This window comes from Phycicoccus sonneratiae, assembly GCF_016887965.1.
GTDB lineage: Bacteria > Actinomycetota > Actinomycetes > Actinomycetales > Dermatophilaceae > Phycicoccus > Phycicoccus sonneratiae.
On sequence record NZ_JAFDVD010000010.1, the window covers coordinates 21335 to 41964 of the forward strand.

A 20630-nucleotide genomic window follows, 5' to 3' on the forward strand; every position below is an offset into this window, starting at 1 on the left:
CCGCCGACCACCCGTCCCGGTCGTGGACGGGTGGTTGGCAGCGGGCAGCGGGTCTGCCAGACTGTGACCTCGTGTTGCACCATGTGCGACCTGTTGCGTATCACGCACCACTTGGCACGCCCGGAAGGACCGTTCGATGGCCGCTCTCCCCTCCTCCGCCCGCTGCGTCGTCATCGGCGCGGGGATCGTCGGGAACTCGCTCGCGTACCACCTCGCCGAGCTCGGCTGGACCGACATCGTCCAGCTCGACAAGGGGCCGCTGCCCAACCCCGGCGGCTCCACCGGCCACGCGAGCAACTTCATCTTCCCGGTCGACCACTCGCGCGAGTTCGCCGACATCACCCTCGACTCGATGCGCCAGTACAAGGAGCTCGACGTCTTCACCGAGTCCGGCGGCTTCGAGGTCGCGCGCACCGAGGAGCGGATGGAGGAGCTGCGCCGCCGGATGAGCAGCGCCAAGGCCTGGGGCATCCCCGCCGAGCTGGTCACCCCCGAGCAGGTCGCCGAGAAGGTGCCCTTCCTCGACAAGGACGTCATCATCGGCGCCGCGTGGTTCCCGACCGTCGGCGTCGTCGACAGCCTGCGGGCCGGCACGATCATGCGCGAGCGCGCGGTCGAGAAGGGCGCGCTCACCACGGTGCCGAACGTCGAGGTCACCGGCATGGTCGTCGAGGGCGGTCGGATCCGCGCCGTCGAGACCAACCAGGGCACCATCGAGGCCGAGACCGTCGTCATCGCCTGCGGTGTGTGGAGCCCGAAGATCGCGCGGATGGCCGGCGCCCACATCCCGCTGACCCCGGCCGTGCACCAGATGATCTCGGTCGGTCCGTGCGAGGTGCTCGCCGAGCGGCCGGGAGAGATCAGCTTCCCGATCGTGCGCGACATGGACACCTTCTGCTACGAGCGCCAGCACGGCTCCGACATGGAGGTCGGCTCCTACGCCCACCGCGCGATCCTCTGGGACCCCGAGGACATCCCGTCCATCGAGCAGAGCAAGCTCTCCCCCACCGAGCTGCCGTTCACCGAGGACGACTTCGACCCCCAGCTCGAGCAGGCCCTCGAGCTGATGCCCGAGCTGCTCGGCGACGAGCGCGCCGAGATCCGCTACGCCATCAACGGCCTGCTCTCGCTGACCCCCGACGGCTACCCGATCCTCGGCGAGACCCCGGAGGTCAAGGGCCTCTGGTCGGCGGCCGCCGTGTGGATCAAGGAGGGCCCCGGCACCGCCCGGGCCGTCGCCGAGTGGATGACCCACGGCAACCCCGAGATCGACCTGGGGCACAGCGACATCGCGCGCTTCCACCCGCACCAGAAGACCCGCGCGCACGTCAAGGCGCGCACGTCGGAGTCGTTCATCAAGACCTACGGCATCGTGCACCCGGGCGAGCAGTACACGAGCAACCGCAACGTGCGCCTCGCGCCGATGCACGAGTCCCAGAAGGAGCTCGGCGCGGTGTTCTACGAGGCCGCCGGCTGGGAGCGCCCGCACTGGTACACCTCGAACGCCGGGCTCGTCGAGAAGTTCGGCCCCGAGCAGACGATGCCGCGCGAGCACGAGTGGGACGCCCGCTGGTGGAGCCCGATCATCAACGCCGAGCACCTCCAGATGCGCGAGACGGCCGGTCTCGTCGACCTCTCGGCGTTCGCGATCTTCGACGTCGTCGGGCCGAAGGCGCTCGAGGCCGTGCAGCGGATCATCGTCGCGCAGGCCGACGTCCGCATCGGCCGCGTCGTCTACACCCCCGTGCTCGACGAGACCGGCGGCTTCCGCTCCGACCTCACGGTGATGCGCCTGGCCCACGACCGGTTCCGGGTCGTCACCGGTGGCGCGCACGGCATGGCCGACAAGAAGTGGTTCTCCGACCGCATGCCCGAGGACGGCGGCGCCGTCGTCGTCGACCTCACCTCGGCCTGGACGACCATCGGCGTCTGGGGCCCGAAGGCCCGCGAGATCGTCTCGTCGGTCACCTCGGCGGACATGTCGCACACCGGGTTCCCGTTCGGCACCTGCCGCGAGGTCGAGGTCGGCACGCTGTCGGTGCTCGCCTCCCGCATCTCGTACGTCGGCGAGTACGGCTGGGAGCTGTACGTACCCATCGAGTCGGGAGCGGCCCTCTGGCAGAGGCTCCTCGAGGCCGGGACCCCGCTCGGGATGGTCCCCGTCGGCATCGGTGTCTACGGCACGACCGGCCGCATCGAGAAGGGCTACCGCGCGTACGGGTACGAGCTCGACACCGAGCGCACCCTGATGGAGACCGGCATGTCGCGCGCGAAGTGGAAGGAGCAGGACTTCATCGGCAAGGAGGCCGTCGTGGCCCAGGCCGGCGAGGCGCCGAAGGCCGTGCTCTGCTCCCTGACCGTCGACGACCACACGTCGGCGAGCGGCGTGAAGCGCTACATGCTCGGCGGCGAGCCGATCCTCACCCGCGAGGGCGGCACGCTCACCGACGGCCACGGCCACCACCCCTACGTCACGACGGCGGGGTCCGCCCCCAGCCTCGGCAAGCACGTGCTCATGGCCTTCCTCCCGCCGGACCAGGCGACCCTCGGCAACCAGCTCGCCGTGTCGTACATGGAGGAGCTCTACCCGGTCACCGTCGCCGCCGTCGACGCGACGCCGCTCTTCGACCCCGAGAACGCCCGGATCCGGGGGCTGGCGTGACCAACGTCCTCGTCTGCGTCAAGCGGGTCCCCGACCCGACCGGCGAGGTGGTGCTCACGCCCGACGGGCTGCGCGTCGACGGCCGGTTCGCCGGGTACACGACGAGCGCGCACGAGGAGGCTGCGGTCGCGCTGGCCGTACAGCTCGCCGAGCCGTCCGGCGGGACCGTCACCGTGCTCTCGGTCGGGTCCGAGGACAGCATCGAGCAGATCCGCTCGGGCATCGCCGTCGGCGCCACCGACGGCATCCTCGTCGAGGCCGACGCCGACCTGCTCGGTCCGGCCGACGTCGCGTCCGCGATCGCGGAGGCGGTGCAGGGCCGGGAGGCCGCCGGCACGGGGTACGACCTCGTCCTGCTCGGCAACGACGCCGCCGACACCGGCGACTTCCAGGTCGGGATCCGGCTGTCCTACCTCCTCGACCGGCCGGTCGTCGCCGGCATCCAGACCGTCGAGGTCGAGGGTGACCGGGCGACCCTGCGCGGGGAGGGGCCGGAGGGCACCGAGGTCTACGAGGTCGACCTGCCGGCGGTCGCCACCGTCCTCGAGGGCGGCGTCGCGCCGAGGTACCCGAGCGTCATGGGCCGGATGCGCGCCAAGAAGGCCGAGGTCGAGACCGTCGCCTGGTCGGGCACCGCGTCGGGCTCGGGCCGCGACGCCCTGACCGTGCCCGAGCCGCCACCCAGCGAGGTGACCGTCCTCGGCGAAGGACCCTCTGCCGCACCGGCCCTCGTGGCCGTGCTGCGCGAGCTCAAGGTGGTGCACGGATGAGCGTCGTCGTCCTCGTCGAGGTCGAGGAGGGCCGCGCCTCCCTCGTCTCCCGCGAGACCCTCACCTTCGCGCGCTCGCTCGGCGCCGGCGACCTGCACGCCGTCGTCGTCGGGGAGGCCGGCGAGGCGGTGGTCGCCGACTGCCGCGAGATGGGCGTCGTCGTCGTGCACGAGGCCGTCGACCCCGCCCTCGAGCGCTACGCCGCGGCGGCCTGGGCGGCGGTCGTCGAGGCCGCCGGTCGGGCCGCCCGGGCGAACGTCGTGCTCGCCCCCGGCACCGGGCGGGGCATGGAGGTGCTCGCCCACGTCGCGGCCCGCCGGAACCTGCGGATGGCCGCCAACGTCGTCGCCGTCGAGTCGCTGGACCCGCTCGTCGTCCAGCGCCAGGTGGTCGGTGGGGCCGCCCTCGAACGGGCCACCGTCGACAGCCGGGTGCGGCTGATGACGATGGCCGGTCACGCCGTCGACCCGAAGCCGGCCGACGCCGCGGGCGAGGCGACGGTCTCCCGGCTCGCCGTCGCCGTCGACCCCCGGGACCTGCGGGCCCAGGTGGCGCGGGTCGAGAAGCGCGAGCAGGCCGACACCTCGGGGCTCACGGGAGCGCGGGTCGTCGTCGGGGCGGGCCGCGGCGCCGGTGGGCCGGACGGCTTCTCGGCCGTCGACGCCCTCGCCACGCGGCTCGGCGGGGCCGTCGGGGTCTCGCGGGTCGTCACCTCGCTCGGCTGGCGGCCGCACCACGAGCAGGTCGGCCAGACCGGCTCGCGGATCGCCCCCGACCTCTACCTCGCGTGCGGCATCTCCGGGTCGATCCAGCACTGGGCGGGCTGCGCGTCGAGCCGGACGATCATCGCCGTCAACACCGACCCGGACGCCCCGATGGTCACCAAGGCCGACTACGCCGTCATCGGCGACATGCACGAGGTGCTGCCCGCCGTGCTCGAGGAGCTGGGCTGACCCGCCGGTCGCCCTCAGTCCTCGAGCGCGGCCCAGTCGGCCTTCTCGGGAGCCGCCGCCTGCCCCTCCGGGCAGTGGGCGCGCAGGTCGCACCAGCCGCAGAGCGGCCCGGTGACGGCGGGGAACATCGAGGACTGCGCACCGTGCCGGGCGAAGTCGGCGTCGGCCCGCCGGGCGTCGCGCATGATCGAGCGCGCCCGCTCGACGTGCCGGCCGACGGACTCGCCGGTGTGCTCGTGCGCGGCGACCGTGCCCGAGGGGACGTGGTGCAGCTCGACGCGGCGCACCGGGCGGCGGAACATCTTCCAGACCGCGGCCGCGTAGAGCGCCAGCGGCAGCGAGGTGCGCGCGTCGTCGTCGGTGGGCACCTGGCGCGAGGTCTTGTAGTCGACGACGACGAGCTCGCCGTCGCGGTCGTCGAGGCGGTCGATGCGGCCCTGGACGCGCAGGTCGTCGCTGACGAACGACACCGTGCGCTCGATGCCCACGGGACGCGGCAGCGGGCCGGCGGACTCGAGGTAGGCCGCCACGGCGTCGCGCATCCGCGCCCGCCAGCGGCCGGACTGCTCGGCGTCGCGGAAGCCGACGTCGATCCAGGCCTTCTCGACGAGCCGCCCACCGGCCTCGGGCGTGCGCTGCGGGGCGTCCCACCAGTCGCGCAGCGCGTTGTGCACGGAGTTGCCGAGCGAGGTGTGCGCCCGCTGCGCCCGTGCGGGTGGGCGCGGGGTGTCGAGGTACTGCATCCGGTAGCGGCGCGGGCAGTCGAGGAAGGCGAGCAGCTTGCTCGGGCTGCCGCCCCACAGCGGCTCGGGCATGCCCGGGAAGGCCGCCTGCTGCGGCCGCACCTGCTCCCCCGTCGTGCTCACCCCTCCGACGGTAGCCGCTGCCACCGACCCTCCTCCCGCGCCGTCCCCAGGACGCGCCGACGGATGACACACTGAGCCCGCCATGGCCATCTCCTCCTTCGACCTGTTCTCCGTCGGCATCGGGCCCTCGAGCTCGCACACCGTCGGCCCGATGCGCGCCGCGCACACCTTCGTCACCGGGCTGCGCGAGGCCGGCCTCCTCGACCGCGTGGGCCGGGTGCGCGCCGAGCTCTTCGGCTCGCTCGGGGCCACCGGCCACGGGCACGGGTCGGTCAAGGCGGTGCTCCTCGGTCTCGAGGGCGAGACCCCCGAGACCACCGACCCGCGCGCCGCCGAGGGCCGGGTCGACGAGGTGCGCTCGGCCGGCGTGCTCCACCTCGGCGGCACCCACGACGTCCGCTGCGACCCCGACGCCGACGTCGTCCTCCACCGCCGCGCCACCCTCCCCTTCCACTCCAACGGCATGCGCTTCACGGCGTGGGTCTCCCCGGAGCCCACCGAGGGCGAGCAGCCGCTGCGCACGCGCGAGTACTACTCCGTCGGAGGCGGATTCGTCCTCGACCAGGACGAGGTGGGTCAGGGCGAGATCGTCCCCGACCACACCCCCGTCCGGTACCCGTTCACCACCGGCGAGCAGCTGATGGCCCAGTGCGACGAGAGCGGCCTGCCGGTCAGCGGCGTCATGCTCGCCAACGAGCTGTCGTGGCGCACCGAGGCCGAGGTCCGCTCCGGGCTGCTGCACCTCTGGGAGGTCATGCAGGAGTGCGTCGACAACGGGTGCCGCACCGACGGCGTCCTGCCCGGCGGGCTGCGCGTGCAGCGCCGCGCCCCCCGGCTCGTGCGCCAGCTGCGGCGCGAGCACGCCGGCGACCCGCTCGCCGCGATGGACTGGGTCACGCTCTACGCCCTCGCCGTCAACGAGGAGAACGCCTCGGGCGGACGCATCGTCACCGCACCGACGAACGGTGCGGCGGGCATCATCCCGGCGGTCCTGCACTACTACACGCGCTTCGTCCCCGGCGCCGACGACGACGGCGTCGTGCGCTTCCTCCTCACCGCGGCCGCCATCGGCACGCTCTACAAGGAGAACGCCTCGATCTCCGGCGCCGAGGTCGGCTGCCAGGGCGAGGTCGGGTCGGCCTGCTCGATGGCCGCCGGAGCGCTGGCCGAGGTCCTCGGCGGCACCCCGCGCCAGGTCGAGAACGCCGCCGAGATCGGCATCGAGCACAACCTCGGCCTGACCTGCGACCCGGTCGGCGGCCTCGTGCAGATCCCCTGCATCGAGCGCAACGCCGTCGCCTCGGTCAAGGCGATCACCGCCGCCCGCCTGTCGCTGCGCGGCGACGGCCGCAGCGCGGTGGTCTCGCTCGACAAGGCCATCAAGACGATGCGCGACACCGGTCGTGACATGAAGGTCAAGTACAAGGAGACCGCGCGCGGCGGGCTGGCCGTCAACGTCATCGAGTGCTGACGGCCTCCCCTCCCCGCGCTCAGCCGGGAGGTGCCCCGGCCGCGAGGGCCCGCACGTCGGCCGTGGTCATCGGCTGACCACCGATGCCCCACTCGCCGCTCGGCACCTCCTGCACGACGCACCACGTGACCGGGCGCAGGTTCTCGCCCGCGACCGAGACCATGGCGTCGGTGACCCGGCGCACGACCTCCTGCTTCTGCTCCGGAGAGAAGACCCCGGCGATGACCTTGACGTCGATGAACGGCACGACGACCTCCTGCGGTGTGAGTGGTGGTGGGTGGCGCGGCGCTCAGGCGCCGACCGGGGTGGACACGACGACGACCCGCGGCTGGGTCAGCGCGGTCGTCGTCTCGTCGACGGCGAAGCGCCGGGCCTCGAGACCGGCGAAGTGCGGGTTCTCGGCGACCCCGCGGGCCAGGGCCGACCCGAGGAAGCCGTCGGCCGAGGCCGCGTCGGCGAAGAGGTAGAAGCCGCCGCGCCGGGCGTGCTCGACGTCCTCGAGCCACACCTTGGTGAGCAGGCCCGGGAGCGCCTCGAACGACGGTGCGAGCTCGGCGGCGACCCGGGCGTACTGCTCCGGGGACATGTCGACGAGGTCGAAGGTGATGACGACGGCGTGCACGGGAACCTCCTGGGGGTGCGACGAGCTGACCCCCACGACGCTACGAACGGGCCGCAGGTGGCCGCATCGGGCGATCACGTCGTCGTCGTGACCCGGATGTCGTAGGGCCGACGTCGGTGCTGCTCAGGACGGCGGTGCGGTGAGCCCGCCCTCCGCGGCGATGCGCGCCGCCTCGGCCCGGGTGCGCACGTCGAGCTTGTCGAAGATGTTCGACAGGTGGCGGCTGGCCGTCTTCGCGCTGATGAAGAGCAGCTCGCCGACCTCCCGGTTGGTGCGGCCCGCCGCGACGAGGCGGAGCACCTCGAGCTCGCGGCTGGTCAGCCCGGTGAGGAACGGACCGGGCGGGGGCGCGTCCGGGGCCGGCGTCGTCTCGGCGCCGACGAGCCGGGCCAGCCACCCGTCGACGCTCCCGGGGCCGAAGTCGAGGCAGACCGGCTGGGCGCGCACGCCGTCGAGCTCGACCGGCTCGCCGACGGGGGCGAAGCCGAGCGGCACGAAGATCGGCCCGAGCCGCCCGAGGTCGACGACGACGGAGTAGATGCGCCGCAGCCGCGGGCGCAGCTGCATGTAGACGCGCTTGACGTCGAGCCAGCAGGCCGAGACCGGCGGGGAGCGCAGCTCGCCGGAGTCGCGCCCGAGCCAGCGCCGCATCGCGAGGACGGTGGCGTCGGGTCCGAGCGGGTGGGCGTCGAGGTGCGCGCGCCACGCCGCGGCCACCGGGTCGGTGGCCAGCAGGTCCGGCGCGACGTCGGCGAGCTCGATGATCTGGACGAAGGCCTCGACCTGCCCGTCCGGCCTGCGCGCCACCGAGAACGAGCCGGGGTGCCGGTCCCACCACTGCGCGAGCAGGCGCGCCGAGCCCGCGGACTCGTGGGCGCCGGCGATGTCGAGGACGGCTGCACGCTCGCCCGGGCCGGCGGGCTCGACCGCGTGCTCGGGGCGCGCGCTCGGGAAGCAGGCGTCGCGCACCACCGGGTTCTCGATGAGGAACATGAGGTCGGCGGTGTGCCGCCACGGGTCCCCGCCGGACACCCGGGTCGTGAGGTGCTCGAGGGCCCGTCGGCGGTAGTCGCGGCGACGCGCGGGGTCGCGCACCGAGAGGTCCTGGCCGACGGTGTCGCGGACGACGTCGTGGAGGAGCAGGCCCTCCTCCGTCGTCTCGACGAACGGCAGCTCGCGGAGCCGGTGGAACCGCTCGCCGTCGTCGTCGAGGAGGGCGGCGAGCACGGGCAGGGTCACGCGGCGCACGGTGGCCGCTGCCTCGACGGCCTCGACCGTGGTGGCGGGCAGCCCACCGAGGAAGGACTCGAGGAGGCCGGCCGGCGCGCTCGGGGCGTCGCGCACCTCGCCGGGGTCGGCTCGGACGGCGGCCGCCGCGAGCTCGAGGGCGAGCGGATGGCCCCGCGCGAACTCGGCCGCCCGCGCCGCAGCGGCCGCGTCGAGCCCCCGCGAGCGCAGCAGCGCGGCGGCCTCGTCCGGGGTGAGGGGCCCGAGCGGCAGCTCGGTGACCAGACCGCCCCACCCGGGGGCCGAGTACCACGCGGCGGCCGGGCGGTCGCGGCCCGCGAGGACGGTCAGCGTGCTCGCCGGCAGCGCGGGCAGGAAGCGGGTGCGCAGCCAGGCGTCGAGCAGGCCGAGGACCTCGTAGGTGTCGACGACGAGCACGGTGCGGCCGTCGTCGAGGGCCCGCGCGAGCCGGGTCGGCGTCGGGTGCTCGTCGGGCAGACCGAGCGCCCGGCCGACGGCCCGGCAGAACCCCTCGGGGGTCGGCTCGACGTCGCGGCCGTCGAGCCGGAGGCAGCGGACGGCGGCGGGCAGGCCGTCGACGACGCGGCGCACGAGGCTGCTCTTGCCGATGCCCCCGGACCGTGGACGAACGCGACGAGGAAGGGCGGCTCGTCGGCGCGGACCGCGTCGCCGAGGAGGTCGAGCTCGCGGCGGCGCCCGACGAACTCGCGCGCGGCGGACTCACGGACCCGGTCGGCGATCGTGGACATGGCGCCACCTCCCACACCTGTGACCTCGGACGGTACCGCCGCGCGGCCCCGGTCCGGAAGGGTCCCGGGCCGCGTACCGTGGCGGCCGTGGGCCACCGGAACTACCTCGTCGAGGGCGTCTCCACGAGCGGCAAGACGAGCGTGTGCCACGAGCTGCGGCGCCGCGGGCACCACGCCGTCAACGGCGACACCGACCTCGCCTACGTCGGTGACCCGCTCACCGGCGAGCCCTGGACGGGCGAGCCGACGCACTGGACGCACCTCTGGGACGTCTCGGCCGTGCGGCGGCTGGTGGCCGACCCCGCGCACCCGGTGACCTTCCTCTGCGGCGGGTCGCGCAACGTCGCGGGCTTCGTCGACCTGCTCGACGGCGTCTTCGTCCTGACCGTGGACGAGGAGACCCTGCGCCGCCGGCTCGACGAGCGGCCGGCCGACGAGTTCGGCGCGGATCCCGAGGAGCGGGCGCTCGTGGAGCGCCTGCACCGCACCGGGGAGGGCGTCCCGGACGGGATCCGGATCGACGCGACGGCCCCGCTGGCCGAGGTCGTCGACGCGATCCTCGCTCACGTCCCGCGCGACGGCCGTACGTAGGCGAGCGCGCCCCGGCCGCGTCAGGACGCCGTCGCCGGGGAGCGCACCTCGAGCCGCAGGAAGGTCGTGACCCCCAGGCGACGGAAGCCCGCCCGGCGCGGACCGAGCTCCGGCGGCAGGCCGTCGAGCCCAACGAAGGACGGGGCCGCCACCTCGTGGCGCACGCCGTCGCGCTCGACGACGCACCCGCCGGCGGCCCGGACGTTGCGCACCCAGTCGGTCGTCGTGCCGTAGGGCAGCCCGACGTAGAACGCGTCCCCGACGCGGTGCGCCCACACGGGCGTGGCGTACGGCCGCCCCGTCCGCCGGCCCGTGTGGTGCACGGCGGCCAGCTCCCTCCCCGGCCGGCCTGCACTGCCCATCATCAGCGGGCGGACCCGGCGGTGGATGCGGCGCAGGAGGTCGAGGCCCGGCTGCCACCGCGCCCGCCAGGCGAGGACGTGGGCGACGGGCAGCAGGACGACGCCGGCGACCACCGCCCCGGCCACCCGGAGGGGCCACTGCACCCGTCGTCGGCCGCGCCCCCTCGATGGTGTGCAGCGTCGTGACGAGGGCTTCGTGGCGACCATGACCGACCTCCCGCCCTCGACGCTACGCGCCTCCGGGACAGCCGGACCCGGATCCGCGACGCGGGTCACAGGGGCGCTGCGGCCCGGGCACCGGGCCCCCCGGAGCAGCCGCTCGACCAGCGCTCCTTGACGGCCGGAGCGGCTCTCCGACAGGCTGGTCCATCCGTCCCCCACCCCGACAGTCAGGACGACCATGGCCGACCTGTACCTCGACGGCGCCTGGGTCGGCGCCGCTGCCGGAGGTCGTCGCACCATCGTCTGCCCCGCCGACGGCACCACCGTCGGCGAGGTCGACGAGGCCGACGAGACCGACACCCTGCGGGCCGTCGACGCCGCCCGCCGCGCCGCCGACGACGGCCGCTGGCGCGACACCCCGCCCACCGAGCGGGCCGCCCTCCTCGGCCGGGTCGCCGACCTGCTCGAGCGCGACACCGACGAGATCGCCCGGGCCGAGGCGCTCGACACCGGCAAGCGCTTCGAGGAGGCGAAGCTCGACGTCGCCGACGTCGTCAGCGTCTTCCGGTTCTACGCCGGCAAGGGCGAGGAGGTCGAGCGCGTCCGCGAGGTCGACCCCGGCCAGCCGCACGTGCGCAGCCGGGTCGTCCGCGAGCCGATCGGCGTCTGCTCGCTCATCACGCCGTGGAACTACCCGCTGCTGCAGGCCAGCTGGAAGGTCGCGCCGTGCCTGCTCGCGGGCAGCACGTTCGTCCTCAAGCCGAGCGAGATCACGCCGCACTCGACCATCCTCATGGTCCGCGCGATCGAGGAGGCCGGGGTGCCGGCCGGCGTCGCCAACCTCGTCCTCGGCACCGGCCCCGGGTGCGCCGGCCCGCTGTCCACCGACCCACGCGTCGACCTCGTGTCGTTCACCGGCAGCCTCGCCGTCGGCAAGCACCTCATGAAGCAGTCCGCCGACACCGTCAAGCGGGTCGCCCTCGAGCTCGGCGGCAAGAACCCGAACATCGTCTTCGCCGACGCCGACCGGGAGGCCGCGATCGACAACGCGATGACGGCGGTGTTCCTGCACTCCGGGCAGGTCTGCTCGGCCGGCGCCCGCCTCCTCGTCGAGGAGTCCATCGCGGAGGAGGTCGTCGACACGATCGTCGAGCGCGCCGGGGCCATCCGGATGGGCCCGCCGTTCGACGAGGACGCCCAGACCGGGTCCCTGACCAGCGCCGAGCACCTGAAGAAGGTCGAGGACTACGTCGCGACCGGGCTCGCCGAGGGCGCCCGGCTGCGCTGCGGCGGAGCCCGCCCCGACGACGAGCGACTCGCGAGCGGCTACTACTACCTGCCGACCGTCCTCGACCGGTGCAGCGTCGACATGCACGTCGTCCAGGAGGAGTCCTTCGGCCCGGTCCTCACCGTCGAGACCTTCCGCACCGAGGAGGAGGCGGTCCGCCTCGCCAACGCGACCCGCTACGGCCTCGCCGGTGCGGTGTGGACCGGCGACCCCGAGCGGGCCCGGCGCGTGGCCCGGGCGCTGCGGCTCGGCACGGTGTGGGTCAACGACTACCACCCCTACGTCGCCCCCGCCGAGTGGGGCGGGCACAAGCAGTCCGGCATCGGCCGCGAGCTCGGTGAGCTCGGCCTCGAGGAGTACCAGGAGACCAAGCACGTGTGGGAGAACACCGAGCCGGCACCGACGGGGTGGTTCTCGTGAGCATCACCGACCGCGTCACCGACACCGCCCGGCGGCTGCGCGACCGGACGACGATGGCCGAGGTCCCCGACCGGGTCGACTACGTCGTCGTCGGGGGCGGCAGCGCCGGATGCGTCCTCGCCAACCGCCTCTCGGCCGATCCGGGCACGAGCGTCCTCGTCCTCGAGGCCGGCCGCAACGACCTGAAGCTCGACCCGTTCATCCACATGCCGGCGGCCCTGCCCTTCCCCATCGGCAGCCGGTTCTACGACTGGAAGTACGAGTCCGAGCCGGAGCCGCACATGAACGGGCGGCGGGTCTACCACGCCCGCGGCAAGGTGCTCGGCGGGTCGAGCTCGATCAACGGGATGATCTTCCAGCGCGGCAACCCCAAGGACTACGAGCGCTGGGGCGCCGACCCGGGGATGGCCGACTGGGACTACGCCCACTGCCTGCCCTACTTCAAGCGGATGGAGAACTGCCTCGCCGGCGCCGACGAGTGGCGCGGCGGCGACGGGCCGCTCGTCCTCGAGCGCGGCCCGGCCACCAACCCCCTCTTCACCGCCTTCTTCGAGGCGACCGTCCAGGCCGGGTACCCGCGCACCACCGACGTCAACGGCTACCGGCAGGAGGGCTTCGCGCCCTTCGACCGCAACGTCCACCGCGGCCGGCGCCTCTCCGCCGCGCGCGCCTACCTGCACCCGGTGATGGACCGGCCGAACCTCCACGTCCGCACCCTCGCGCTGACGACGAAGGTGCTCTTCGAGGGCACCCGCGCGGTCGGTGTCGAGTACCTCGCGTTCGGTCGGCGCCACACGGTGCGGGCCGGCGAGGTCATCCTCTCCGGCGGGGCGATCAACACCCCACAGCTGCTCCAGCTCTCCGGCGTCGGCGACCCCGAGCTGCTCCGGCCGCTCGGCATCGACGTCGTCTCCGGGCTGCGCGGCGTCGGCGAGCACCTCCAGGACCACCTCGAGGTCTACATCCAGCACGCGTGCACGCAGCCGGTGTCGATCGCGCCCGGGCTCGCCTACCGCAACCGGCCGAAGCTGGCGGCGGAGTGGCTGTTCCTGCGCAAGGGCCTCGGGGCGACCAACCACTTCGAGGGCGGCGGCTTCGTCCGCAGCAACGACGACGTCGACTACCCGAACCTCATGTTCCACTTCCTGCCGATCGCGATCCGCTACGACGGCTCGAGCCCGGTCGAGGGCCACGGCTACCAGGTGCACATCGGGCCGATGTACTCCGACGCCCGGGGCTGGCTGCGCATCCGCAGCACCGACCCCCGGATGAAGCCGGCGATGCAGTTCAACTACCTCTCGACCGACCAGGACCGGCGCGAGTGGATCGAGGCGATCCGGGTCTCGCGCGACATCCTGTCCCAGCCCGCCCTCGCGCCCTACGACGGCGGCGAGATCTCTCCCGGGGCGACGGTCGAGACCGACGAGGAGATCCTCGACTGGGTCCGCGCCGACGCCGAGACCGCCCTCCACCCGAGCTGCACGGCCCGGATGGGCACCGACGACCTCTCGGTGCTCGACCCGACGTCGATGCGCGTGCACGGCACCGAGGGCCTGCGCGTCGTCGACGCCAGCGCGATGCCGTACGTGACGAACGGCAACATCTACGCGCCGGTCGTCATGCTCGCCGAGAAGGCCGCCGACCTCATCAGCGGCGCCACCCCGCTGCCGCCCTCGGACGCGCCCTGGTACGACGTGCGCGCCGGCAGCCCGCTCGACCCGCCCACGCCCTGACCGCCCCACCCAGGAGGACCCGATGAGCGCCGCCACCGACAGCCCGCCGACCGACGTCTCGCCGGAGGGGCCGCCGCCGGTGGGCTCCGGGACGACGGGAGTGCTCGGCGGGCCACCGGTGCGGATGCCGGTGTTCGCGGCCTCGCTCGTCGGCGTCCTCGTGGTGGCGCTCTGGGGGCTCCTCGCACCGTCGTCGGCCGAGAGTGCTCTCGGCGCCGTGACGACGTGGGCCACCGAGTGGTTCGGCTGGTTCTACGTGCTCCTCGCGACGGCGGTGCTCGGCTTCGTCGTCTGGCTCGGCCTGTCCCGCTACGGCGACGTCCGTCTGGGCCCCGACCACTCGCGCCCGGAGTTCTCGATTTTCGCCTGGGCCTCGATGCTCTTCGCCGCCGGCATCGGCACGGACGTGATGTTCTACTCCGTCGTCGAGCCGGCCACGCAGTACGTGGCCCCGCCGGAGGGCGGCCCCGCCCCCGAGAGCATCGAGGCGGCCCGGGACGCGACGGTCTGGACGCTCTTCCACTACGGCGTCACCGGCTGGGGCATGTACGCGCTGATGGGCCTGGCGCTCGGCTACTTCTGCTACCGCAAGGGGCTGCCGCTCGCCGTCCGCTCGGCCCTCGCCCCGGTGCTCGGCCGACGCATCGACGGACCGCTCGGGCACGCCGTCGACACCGCCGCCGTGCTCGGGACGATCTTCGGCGTGGCGACGTCGCTCGGCATCGGCGTCGTCTTCCTCAACGTCGGGCTCAACGTGCTCTTCGGGGTCGGCGTCGGCACCGGCGCCCAGATCGCGCTGGCCGCCCTCGCGGTGGTCATGGCGGCCGTCTCCGCGACCACCGGCGTCGACCGTGGCATCCGGTTCCTGTCCCAGCTCAACGTCCTCCTGGCGCTGGGGCTCGCGGCGTGGGTGCTCGTCACCGGCAACACCGCGCTGCTGCTCAACGGGGCCGTCGCCAACGTCGGCGACTTCCTCCGCACCTTCCCGGCCAAGACGATGGAGACCTTCCCGTTCGTCGACAACGCCACGTGGATGAGCACGTGGACGCTCTTCTTCTGGGCCTGGTGGGTCGCCTGGGCCTCGTTCGTCGGGCTGTTCCTCGCCCGCATCTCGCGCGGGCGGACCATCCGGCAGTTCGTGCTCGGCACCCTCGTCATCCCGTTCGCGTACATCGTCATGTGGATCTCGATCTTCGGGAACGCCGCGATCGAACGGATCCGCGGCGGCGACACCGGCTTCGCGGAGGCGGCGCAGGACTTCACGGGCATCGGGTTCTACGACCTGCTCTCGCAGTACCCGGCCGGCAAGGTCGTCATCGGCCTCGCGTTCTTCGTCGGGCTGCTCTTCTACGTCACCTCGGCCGACTCCGGCGCGCTCGTCATGGCCAACCTCACGAGCCGGCTCGGCGACCTCACCGAGGACGCCGCCGGCTGGCTGCGCATCACCTGGGCCGCGGCGACCGGGCTGCTGACCATCGCGATGCTCCTCGTCGGCGGCATCACGGCGCTGCAGTACGCGACGATCATCTTCGGGCTGCCGTTCGCCGCCGTCCTCGTCCTCGTCATGGTGGGGCTCGTCCGGGCCCTGCGGGTCGAGGGCCGTCGCGCGGACAGCCGGGCGCAGAGCATGTACGGCCTGCTGTCGGCACGGGCGGCGACCGCTCGGCGGGAGGACCGGGCCACCTCGTGGCGCGCCCGGCTGGCGCGCGCGACGAACTTCGTCGACCGCGACGACGCCGTCGGGCACCTGCACACCACGGTGGCCCCCGCCCTGGCCGAGGTCGCCGAGGAGCTCTGCCGGCACGAGGTCGAGGCGACCTGCGAGGTCGGGGCCGACGGCGAGGCGCCCTCGGTGACCCTCCGCACCCCGGCCGCCGAGCCGCCCTTCGTCTACCGGGTGGAGGTCGAGATCGCCCCGGTGCCGACCTACGGCGGCCGGATGATCCAGAGCCGCGACACCTACGCCCGGCTCGAGGTGCACCTCGCGGACGGCGGGCAGGGGTACGACGTCATGGGCTGGTCGGCGGCGCAGGTCATCCACGACTGCCTCGACCACTACGAACGACACCTCGAGTTCCTGCGGATGGCCGAGCCGACGACGAGCGGCTGAGGTCCGGGCGGGCCGGCCACGACGCGTGCCCGGTGGCCAGCACGACGGCCACCGCGGCGCAGGCCAGCCAGAGGGTGCGCTCGCCCTCGCCGAGGAGCGCGCCGCCGACGAGCGGCGCCAGCACCGAGGCGACCCCCCACGACAGGCCCTGCACGGTCATGACGGCGGCCTCCGAGCCCGGCACCGCGAGGCGGGAGGCGACCGCCATCTGGGGGCCGACGACGAGGCAGCCCGCCGCCCCCTCGAGCACCGCGCCCGCGACGAGCGCCCGCACCCCACCGACCGACCAGAGCGCGAGGGCCCCGGCGAACAGGAGGAACCCCGCGGCGAGGACGTGGTGGGTGGGGGCCCGCGCCTCGACCCGGGCGAGCAGTCGCTGGGTGCCGAGCGCGCTCGCGGCCCCGGCGACGAGCAGCCACGCGGTGAGCGTCGGCGGGTGCCCGGCCCGATCGACGACGACGGGCAGCAGCAGGACGACGACCATGACGACCGTCGCCGAGACGGTGCACAGGGCGCTCCACCCGAGCACCCGCGGCCGCAGGGCCGCCCGCCAGGCGCGGTGCACGCGGTGGACCGGGAGGCGTGGCAGGAGCAGGGCGACGAGGGCGGCCGCCGCGAGGCTGGTCGCCGCGTCGACGGCGAAGAGCGCGCCGACGCCCCACTGCGTGACGAAGGCCGCGAGGACGCCCGCGAGCACCCCGGCCACGGAGAGGCTCGCCCAGAGCAGCGAGAACCGCGACGCCCGGCGGGCCGGGTCGACGCCGGCCACGACCGCCGTCTGGGTCGCGGGCTCGATCACCTCGTAGGCGAGCCCGAGGAGGACCACCCCGGCGACGACGACGGCCACCGTGCTCCCGGCCGCGACGACGGCCTGGGCCACCCCGGCGGCGGCGAGGCCCGCGACGAGCGCCGGCCGCGGTCCCCACCGCGTCGTGAGCACTCCCCCGAGCACTCGGGAGGGGATGGTGGCCAGGCCGAAGGCGGCGAGGACGAGGGTGGTCGCCTCGAGGGGCATCCCGAGGTCGCGGGTCATCCGCACCCCGAGGAAGGCCATCCCGGCGCCCCCGAGGCGGTTGACGACCCGTGCGGCGACGAGGACACCCGTGACTGACGTAGGCTTGGTGAGCAGTGACACTCTCCCGAGCCTAGGTAACCTCAGACATGCGTTTCAACAGTCACGTCGACGCGGTGCTCGACGCCACGGTCGCGCTCGTCAACGCCGTCACGCCCGGCACGGACGGCGGCCGGCCCCACCCCGCGCCCACCGGGACGGCCCTGCGGGCGGCGGTCGTGGGGGCCGTGCGGTACGACGGGTACGAGCCCACCCCGTCCGGGCCGGAGGTGACGGCCCTCGTGGCCGAGGTGCACGAGGCCCGCCGCGTGCTCGAGGCCCTCGACCGCGAGGACGAGGACGCGGCCGCGGGGCTCGTCAACGCGATGCTGCGCCGGACCGACGCCCACCCCGAGCTCGACCGCGACGACGACGGCCGCTGGGCCATCCACTTCCACGGGCCCGACACGACGTTCGCGCGCGGGTGGGCCGCGGGCATCGCCGCCGGGCTCGCGATGGCCATCGGCGGGGACCTCGGCAGCCGGCTCGGGGTGTGCGGGGCGCCGGGGTGCGACCGGGTGTGGGTGGACCGCAGCCGCAACACCCACCGCCGGTTCTGCTCGACCCGCTGCCAGAACCGGGTCAAGGCGGCGGCCCACCGGCTCAGGACGCGAGACCGTCGACCGCGGTGAGCGGTGGCGGGAAGGAGCGCACGGTGGCCGGCGTCGCGAGGAACGCGCCGACGAGCCGCAGCTCCGCCCGCCGGCAGACGTCGAGCACGACCTCGTGCCACCGGCGGTCGGCATCGGTGACGAGGACCGACCCGTCGCGCCCGCGGGCGAACAGCATCCCGGCGAAGGGCAGCTGCCCGAACACCTCGACCAGGGAGTGCCGCAGCTCCCACGGGTCGCCGTCCGGAGGACCTCCCCCATGACGCAGGGCTGGGCGAGCCGCAGGTCCTCGTCGAGGAGGAGGAAGGCCGCACACCCGGCGACCCGGTCGGCGTGCGACACGAAGAGGTCGACGACGTCCGCGGCGAGGAGCGGGTCGGTGAGGGGCAGGTGGTCCCAGGGCTGGGGCAGGTCCTCGAAGCTCATGGCGTGAGGGTGGCGCAAACCGGCCGGACCGCCGCAGGCTTTTCCACAGCCCCGCCCCCGTAGCGTCGGCCCCATGGCCACGGACTCCGTCGACGACGCCCACTCCCGCCCCCGCGGCACGAGCGACGCCACCGTCGCGGCGCTCGGCAAGCTCTCCGAGGCGCTCGAGGTGGTCGAGGAGGCCCGCGGCCACCTCTACGCCTTCCACCGTCGCTGCGGCACGGCCGACCTCACCCTCGGCGAGGCGGTCGAGGCCCTGCGCGACGCCGGGCACGGCGACCTCGCCGACCGCCTCGAGACCGACCTCGTCGGGCGCAACGTCCTCGCCGGGCGCTGGTCCTTCCAGGTCGTCGAGGAGTACGACGACGGCTACTACGCGAGCTTCCGCGAGCACGAGCGGCGCGCCCGCGAGGAGCTGATGGAGGGCCGCCGGCACGTCTTCGAGGCGGAGATGAAGGAGGACCGCCGCACCGCGGGCCGCCCCGGCCACGCCGCGACCCCCGAGGACTCCGCCCGCGGCTAGCCCGCGACGTGCTCGACGACGAGCTCGGGCACGAGGTCGTCGTCGCCGCCGACCGACCACCGCGGGAAGTCGAACACGGCGACCATCAGCTGCATCGGATAGGTCGGCGGGTTCGGGCACCGGCGCACGACCTGGCCGTCGACGGTGAACACCGCCTCGTCGGCGTCCCAGTCGACCGCGTACGTGTGCGGGTCGGCGGGGTCGACGGGCAGCCGAGGGGCGTCGAAGTCCTGGGTGAGGGCGGGGTCGCGAAAGGCCTTGATGCCGACCCCGACCTCGCACGACCCGTCCCGCACCGACCCGCCGAAGATCTCGACGACGCACAGCTCGCCGCACCGCTCCTGGGCGGGGTCGTCCTCGAACCCGGAGAGCCAGAGGGCCGCCATCGACCTGGGGGACAACGCCATGCGGCAGCGGATCTCGACGCGCCCCGAGGACGGCAGCCAGCCCTCGAAACGCGGCTCCTCGGAGCGCACGACGAGCCCGTCGCGGAAGCGCTGCTGCCCGAGGGTGCTGCCGGCCGGACCCGACCAGCTGCCCGACTGGATGCCCGACACCCTAAGCGGCGGGTCGTGCTCACCCGGCATCCACACCGGGTGGTCCACCGGCACGTCGAGGACGAGCCCGTCTCGGCCGATGCGGTACGACGCGGCCGTCGCCCCGCGCGTGCTCCAGGCGGGCAGGTAGTGCGGCAGCCAGACCGAACGGTCGAGATCAGGCCCGGGGAAGTCGTCGCGGAAGCTCATGCGCCAGTTGTACCGACGGGCAGGACCGGACGCGAGGCCGACGCCGAGCACGTATCAGGAGCCGGCACCCGGCCTCCTCCGGTGCATGAGGATGATGACCCCCGGCCTGGCCCGCTCCGTCACGCCGTCCGACTGGACCACCGAGCAGCTCGCCCGCCGCGAGCACACCCCCCGGCAGCTCCACCTGCCCCGCATCCCCCGGCCGCAGGTTCCGGAGGTGCCGCAGCCGCCCCGGGTCCGGGTGTCGGGCCACCGGACCCCCTGAGCCTCAGTCGAAGACGACGGTCCGAGTGCCGTTGAGGAGGATCCGCGACTCGCAGTGCCAGCGGACCGCCCGGGCGAGCACCCGCGACTCGACCTCCTCGCCGGCCCGCACGAGGTCCTCGGGCGTCATCCGGTGGTCGGCGCGCACGACGTCCTGCTCGATGATCGGCCCCTCGTCGAGGTCGGGCGTCGCGTAGTGGGCCGTCGCCCCGACGAGCTTGACCCCGCGCTCGTGCGCCTGGTGGTAGGGCTTCGCGCCCTTGAACGAGGGCAGGAACGAGTGGTGGATGTTGATGACGCGCCCCTCGAGGTCGCGCGCCAGGGAGTCCGACAGCACCTGCATGTAGCGCGCGAGGACGACGAGGTCGACGTCGTGCTCGGCCACGACCTCGCGCAGCCGGGCCTCCGCCTCCGACTTGGTGTCGGCCGTCACCGGCAGGTGGACGAACCGGGTGCCGTACGAGGTGACGAGCGGCTCCAGGTCGCGGTGGTTCGAGACGACCGCGGGGATCTCGAGGTTGAGCTGCCCGCTGCGCCAGCGGAAGAGGAGGTCGTTGAGGCAGTGGCCGAAGCGGCTGACCATCATGAGGGCTCGGAACGGCTCCGCGGCCTCGCGCAGTGACCACTGCATCCCGAACCGCTCGGCGACGGGGGCGAGGAGGTCGCTCCAGCCGTCGCGCCCCGGGCCTCCGTCGGTCGCGGAGAACCGGATCCGCATGAAGAACTGGTCGGTGCGGACGTCGTCGTACTGCTGGCTCTCCTCGATGTTGGCGCCGTGCTCGAAGAGCACCGAGGACACCGCCGCGACGATGCCTGGCCGGTCGGGGCAGGACAGGAGCAGGACGTACTCGGGCACGCCCCCACGGTACGGAGGTCCGGCCCGGCGGCGCCGGGGCGGCCCCCCGGGCCGGCCCCCGGGCCCGGCCCCACCGGGGGGGGGGC

20 protein-coding genes are annotated in these 20630 nt (G+C 74.1%); 11 read left to right on the plus strand and 9 right to left on the minus strand.

The annotated features are described in order from the left end of the window. Window positions 1-136: 136 nt before the first annotated feature. The 3 genes from JQN70_RS10225 to JQN70_RS10235 are packed head-to-tail and all read left to right on the plus strand — an operon-like array spanning window position 137 to window position 4385. Entirely contained in the window at window positions 137-2662 is a 2526-nt protein-coding gene (locus tag JQN70_RS10225; RefSeq protein WP_204131242.1) for a GcvT family protein, read from the plus strand. Next, window positions 2659-3432, plus strand: coding sequence for an electron transfer flavoprotein subunit beta/FixA family protein (locus JQN70_RS10230; RefSeq protein WP_204131243.1), 774 nt, complete (start codon window positions 2659-2661; stop codon window positions 3430-3432). Before JQN70_RS10225 ends, JQN70_RS10230 begins: the two co-directional genes overlap by 4 nt. Beyond that, the gene (locus JQN70_RS10235; RefSeq protein ID WP_204131244.1) at window positions 3429-4385 is read left to right on the plus strand and encodes an electron transfer flavoprotein subunit alpha/FixB family protein; all 957 of its coding nucleotides are present in this window, start codon (window positions 3429-3431) and stop codon (window positions 4383-4385) included. The genes JQN70_RS10230 and JQN70_RS10235 overlap by 4 nt, the downstream gene beginning before the upstream one ends. Before the next feature lie 14 nt (window positions 4386-4399). Here JQN70_RS10235 and JQN70_RS10240 read toward each other — a convergent pair whose 3' ends face one another. After that, window positions 4400-5251, minus strand: coding sequence for a RecB family exonuclease (locus JQN70_RS10240; protein WP_307835912.1), 852 nt, complete (start codon window positions 5249-5251; stop codon window positions 4400-4402). 82 nt (window positions 5252-5333) lie between these two features. On the opposite strand from JQN70_RS10240, the gene JQN70_RS10245 reads away from it, so the two are divergent. After that, a complete protein-coding gene (locus JQN70_RS10245) occupies window positions 5334-6722 on the plus strand; it encodes an L-serine ammonia-lyase (RefSeq protein WP_204131245.1) in 1389 nt (462 codons plus the stop codon). Between the two features lie 19 nt (window positions 6723-6741). On the opposite strand, the gene JQN70_RS10250 is transcribed toward JQN70_RS10245, so the two are convergent. The 3 genes from JQN70_RS10250 to JQN70_RS20905 all read right to left on the minus strand — a co-directional run bounded on the left by JQN70_RS10250 (window position 6742) and on the right by JQN70_RS20905 (window position 9183). After that, window positions 6742-6969 (minus strand): tautomerase family protein, encoded by a 228-nt coding sequence (locus JQN70_RS10250; protein WP_204131246.1) that lies wholly within the window; start codon window positions 6967-6969, stop codon window positions 6742-6744. A 42-nt stretch (window positions 6970-7011) separates the two neighbouring features. Next, window positions 7012-7344: a YdhR family protein gene (locus JQN70_RS10255; RefSeq protein WP_204131247.1), complete on the minus strand. Its 333-nt coding sequence runs from the start codon at window positions 7342-7344 to the stop codon at window positions 7012-7014. Between the two features lie 123 nt (window positions 7345-7467). Beyond that, a complete protein-coding gene (locus JQN70_RS20905) occupies window positions 7468-9183 on the minus strand; it encodes a helix-turn-helix transcriptional regulator (RefSeq protein WP_307835913.1) in 1716 nt (571 codons plus the stop codon). A gap of 245 nt (window positions 9184-9428) precedes the next feature. Here JQN70_RS20905 and JQN70_RS10265 point away from each other — a divergent pair, with 245 nt between their 5' ends. Further along, on the plus strand, window positions 9429-9932 hold the full coding sequence (locus JQN70_RS10265; RefSeq protein ID WP_204131248.1) for an AAA family ATPase: 504 nt from the start codon (window positions 9429-9431) through the stop codon (window positions 9930-9932). Between the two features lie 20 nt (window positions 9933-9952). Here JQN70_RS10265 and JQN70_RS10270 read toward each other — a convergent pair whose 3' ends face one another. Further along, a complete protein-coding gene (locus tag JQN70_RS10270) occupies window positions 9953-10438 on the minus strand; it encodes a nitroreductase/quinone reductase family protein (protein WP_204131249.1) in 486 nt (161 codons plus the stop codon). Between the two features lie 256 nt (window positions 10439-10694). Here JQN70_RS10270 and JQN70_RS10275 point away from each other — a divergent pair, with 256 nt between their 5' ends. From JQN70_RS10275 to betT, 3 genes are read left to right on the plus strand one after another with little or no spacing between them, the layout of a single operon-like run. After that, on the plus strand, window positions 10695-12164 hold the full coding sequence (locus JQN70_RS10275) for an aldehyde dehydrogenase family protein (RefSeq protein ID WP_204131250.1): 1470 nt from the start codon (window positions 10695-10697) through the stop codon (window positions 12162-12164). A gap of 53 nt (window positions 12165-12217) precedes the next feature. Further along, window positions 12218-13897, plus strand: coding sequence for a choline dehydrogenase (betA, locus tag JQN70_RS10280; RefSeq protein ID WP_204131261.1), 1680 nt, complete (start codon window positions 12218-12220; stop codon window positions 13895-13897). A 22-nt stretch (window positions 13898-13919) separates the two neighbouring features. Then, window positions 13920-16007 carry a choline BCCT transporter BetT gene (gene betT, locus JQN70_RS10285; RefSeq protein WP_204131251.1) on the plus strand — a complete coding sequence of 696 codons (2088 nt, stop codon included), beginning with the start codon at window positions 13920-13922 and terminating at the stop codon, window positions 16005-16007. On the opposite strand, the gene JQN70_RS10290 is transcribed toward betT, so the two are convergent. Continuing rightward, entirely contained in the window at window positions 15931-17142 is a 1212-nt protein-coding gene (locus JQN70_RS10290) for an MFS transporter (protein ID WP_204131252.1), read from the minus strand. The genes betT and JQN70_RS10290 overlap by 77 nt on opposite strands. A gap of 26 nt (window positions 17143-17168) precedes the next feature. On the opposite strand from JQN70_RS10290, the gene JQN70_RS10295 reads away from it, so the two are divergent. After that, window positions 17169-17750 (plus strand): CGNR zinc finger domain-containing protein, encoded by a 582-nt coding sequence (locus JQN70_RS10295; protein WP_204131253.1) that lies wholly within the window; start codon window positions 17169-17171, stop codon window positions 17748-17750. Here JQN70_RS10295 and JQN70_RS10300 read toward each other — a convergent pair. Then, the gene (locus tag JQN70_RS10300; protein WP_204131254.1) at window positions 17722-17934 is read right to left on the minus strand and encodes a hypothetical protein; all 213 of its coding nucleotides are present in this window, start codon (window positions 17932-17934) and stop codon (window positions 17722-17724) included. The two genes, JQN70_RS10295 and JQN70_RS10300, sit on opposite strands and share 29 nt — an antisense overlap. A 294-nt stretch (window positions 17935-18228) precedes the next feature. Between JQN70_RS10300 and JQN70_RS10305 the strand changes: the two genes are divergently transcribed. Then, window positions 18229-18678 (plus strand): hypothetical protein, encoded by a 450-nt coding sequence (locus tag JQN70_RS10305; RefSeq protein ID WP_204131255.1) that lies wholly within the window; start codon window positions 18229-18231, stop codon window positions 18676-18678. Here JQN70_RS10305 and JQN70_RS10310 read toward each other — a convergent pair. Beyond that, a complete protein-coding gene (locus JQN70_RS10310; RefSeq protein ID WP_204131256.1) occupies window positions 18675-19424 on the minus strand; it encodes a glycoside hydrolase family 16 protein in 750 nt (249 codons plus the stop codon). The two genes, JQN70_RS10305 and JQN70_RS10310, sit on opposite strands and share 4 nt — an antisense overlap. A gap of 85 nt (window positions 19425-19509) precedes the next feature. Here JQN70_RS10310 and JQN70_RS10315 point away from each other — a divergent pair, with 85 nt between their 5' ends. Next, window positions 19510-19689: a hypothetical protein gene (locus JQN70_RS10315; protein WP_204131257.1), complete on the plus strand. Its 180-nt coding sequence runs from the start codon at window positions 19510-19512 to the stop codon at window positions 19687-19689. A 3-nt stretch (window positions 19690-19692) separates the two neighbouring features. Here the strand turns inward: JQN70_RS10315 and purU are convergent, their stop codons facing one another. Beyond that, a complete protein-coding gene (gene purU, locus JQN70_RS10320) occupies window positions 19693-20544 on the minus strand; it encodes a formyltetrahydrofolate deformylase (protein ID WP_204131258.1) in 852 nt (283 codons plus the stop codon). Window positions 20545-20630: the final 86 nt, after the last annotated feature.

Bases quoted from the DNA above. Each gene is read 5' to 3' on its own strand.
- JQN70_RS10225 (WP_204131242.1), top strand. From the start codon at position 137: ATGGCCGCTCTCCCCTCCTCCGCCCGCTGCGTCGTCATCGGCGCGGGG.
- JQN70_RS10235 (WP_204131244.1), top strand. From the start codon at position 3,429: ATGAGCGTCGTCGTCCTCGTCGAGGTCGAGGAGGGCCGCGCCTCCCTC.
- JQN70_RS10245 (WP_204131245.1), top strand. From the start codon at position 5,334: ATGGCCATCTCCTCCTTCGACCTGTTCTCCGTCGGCATCGGGCCCTCG.
- JQN70_RS10275 (WP_204131250.1), top strand. From the start codon at position 10,695: ATGGCCGACCTGTACCTCGACGGCGCCTGGGTCGGCGCCGCTGCCGGA.
- betA (WP_204131261.1), top strand. From the start codon at position 12,218: ATGGCCGAGGTCCCCGACCGGGTCGACTACGTCGTCGTCGGGGGCGGC.
- betT (WP_204131251.1), top strand. From the start codon at position 13,920: ATGAGCGCCGCCACCGACAGCCCGCCGACCGACGTCTCGCCGGAGGGG.
- JQN70_RS10295 (WP_204131253.1), top strand. From the start codon at position 17,169: ATGCGTTTCAACAGTCACGTCGACGCGGTGCTCGACGCCACGGTCGCG.
- JQN70_RS10305 (WP_204131255.1), top strand. From the start codon at position 18,229: ATGGCCACGGACTCCGTCGACGACGCCCACTCCCGCCCCCGCGGCACG.
- JQN70_RS10310 (WP_204131256.1), bottom strand. From the start codon at position 19,424: ATGAGCTTCCGCGACGACTTCCCCGGGCCTGATCTCGACCGTTCGGTC.
- JQN70_RS10315 (WP_204131257.1), top strand. From the start codon at position 19,510: ATGAGGATGATGACCCCCGGCCTGGCCCGCTCCGTCACGCCGTCCGAC.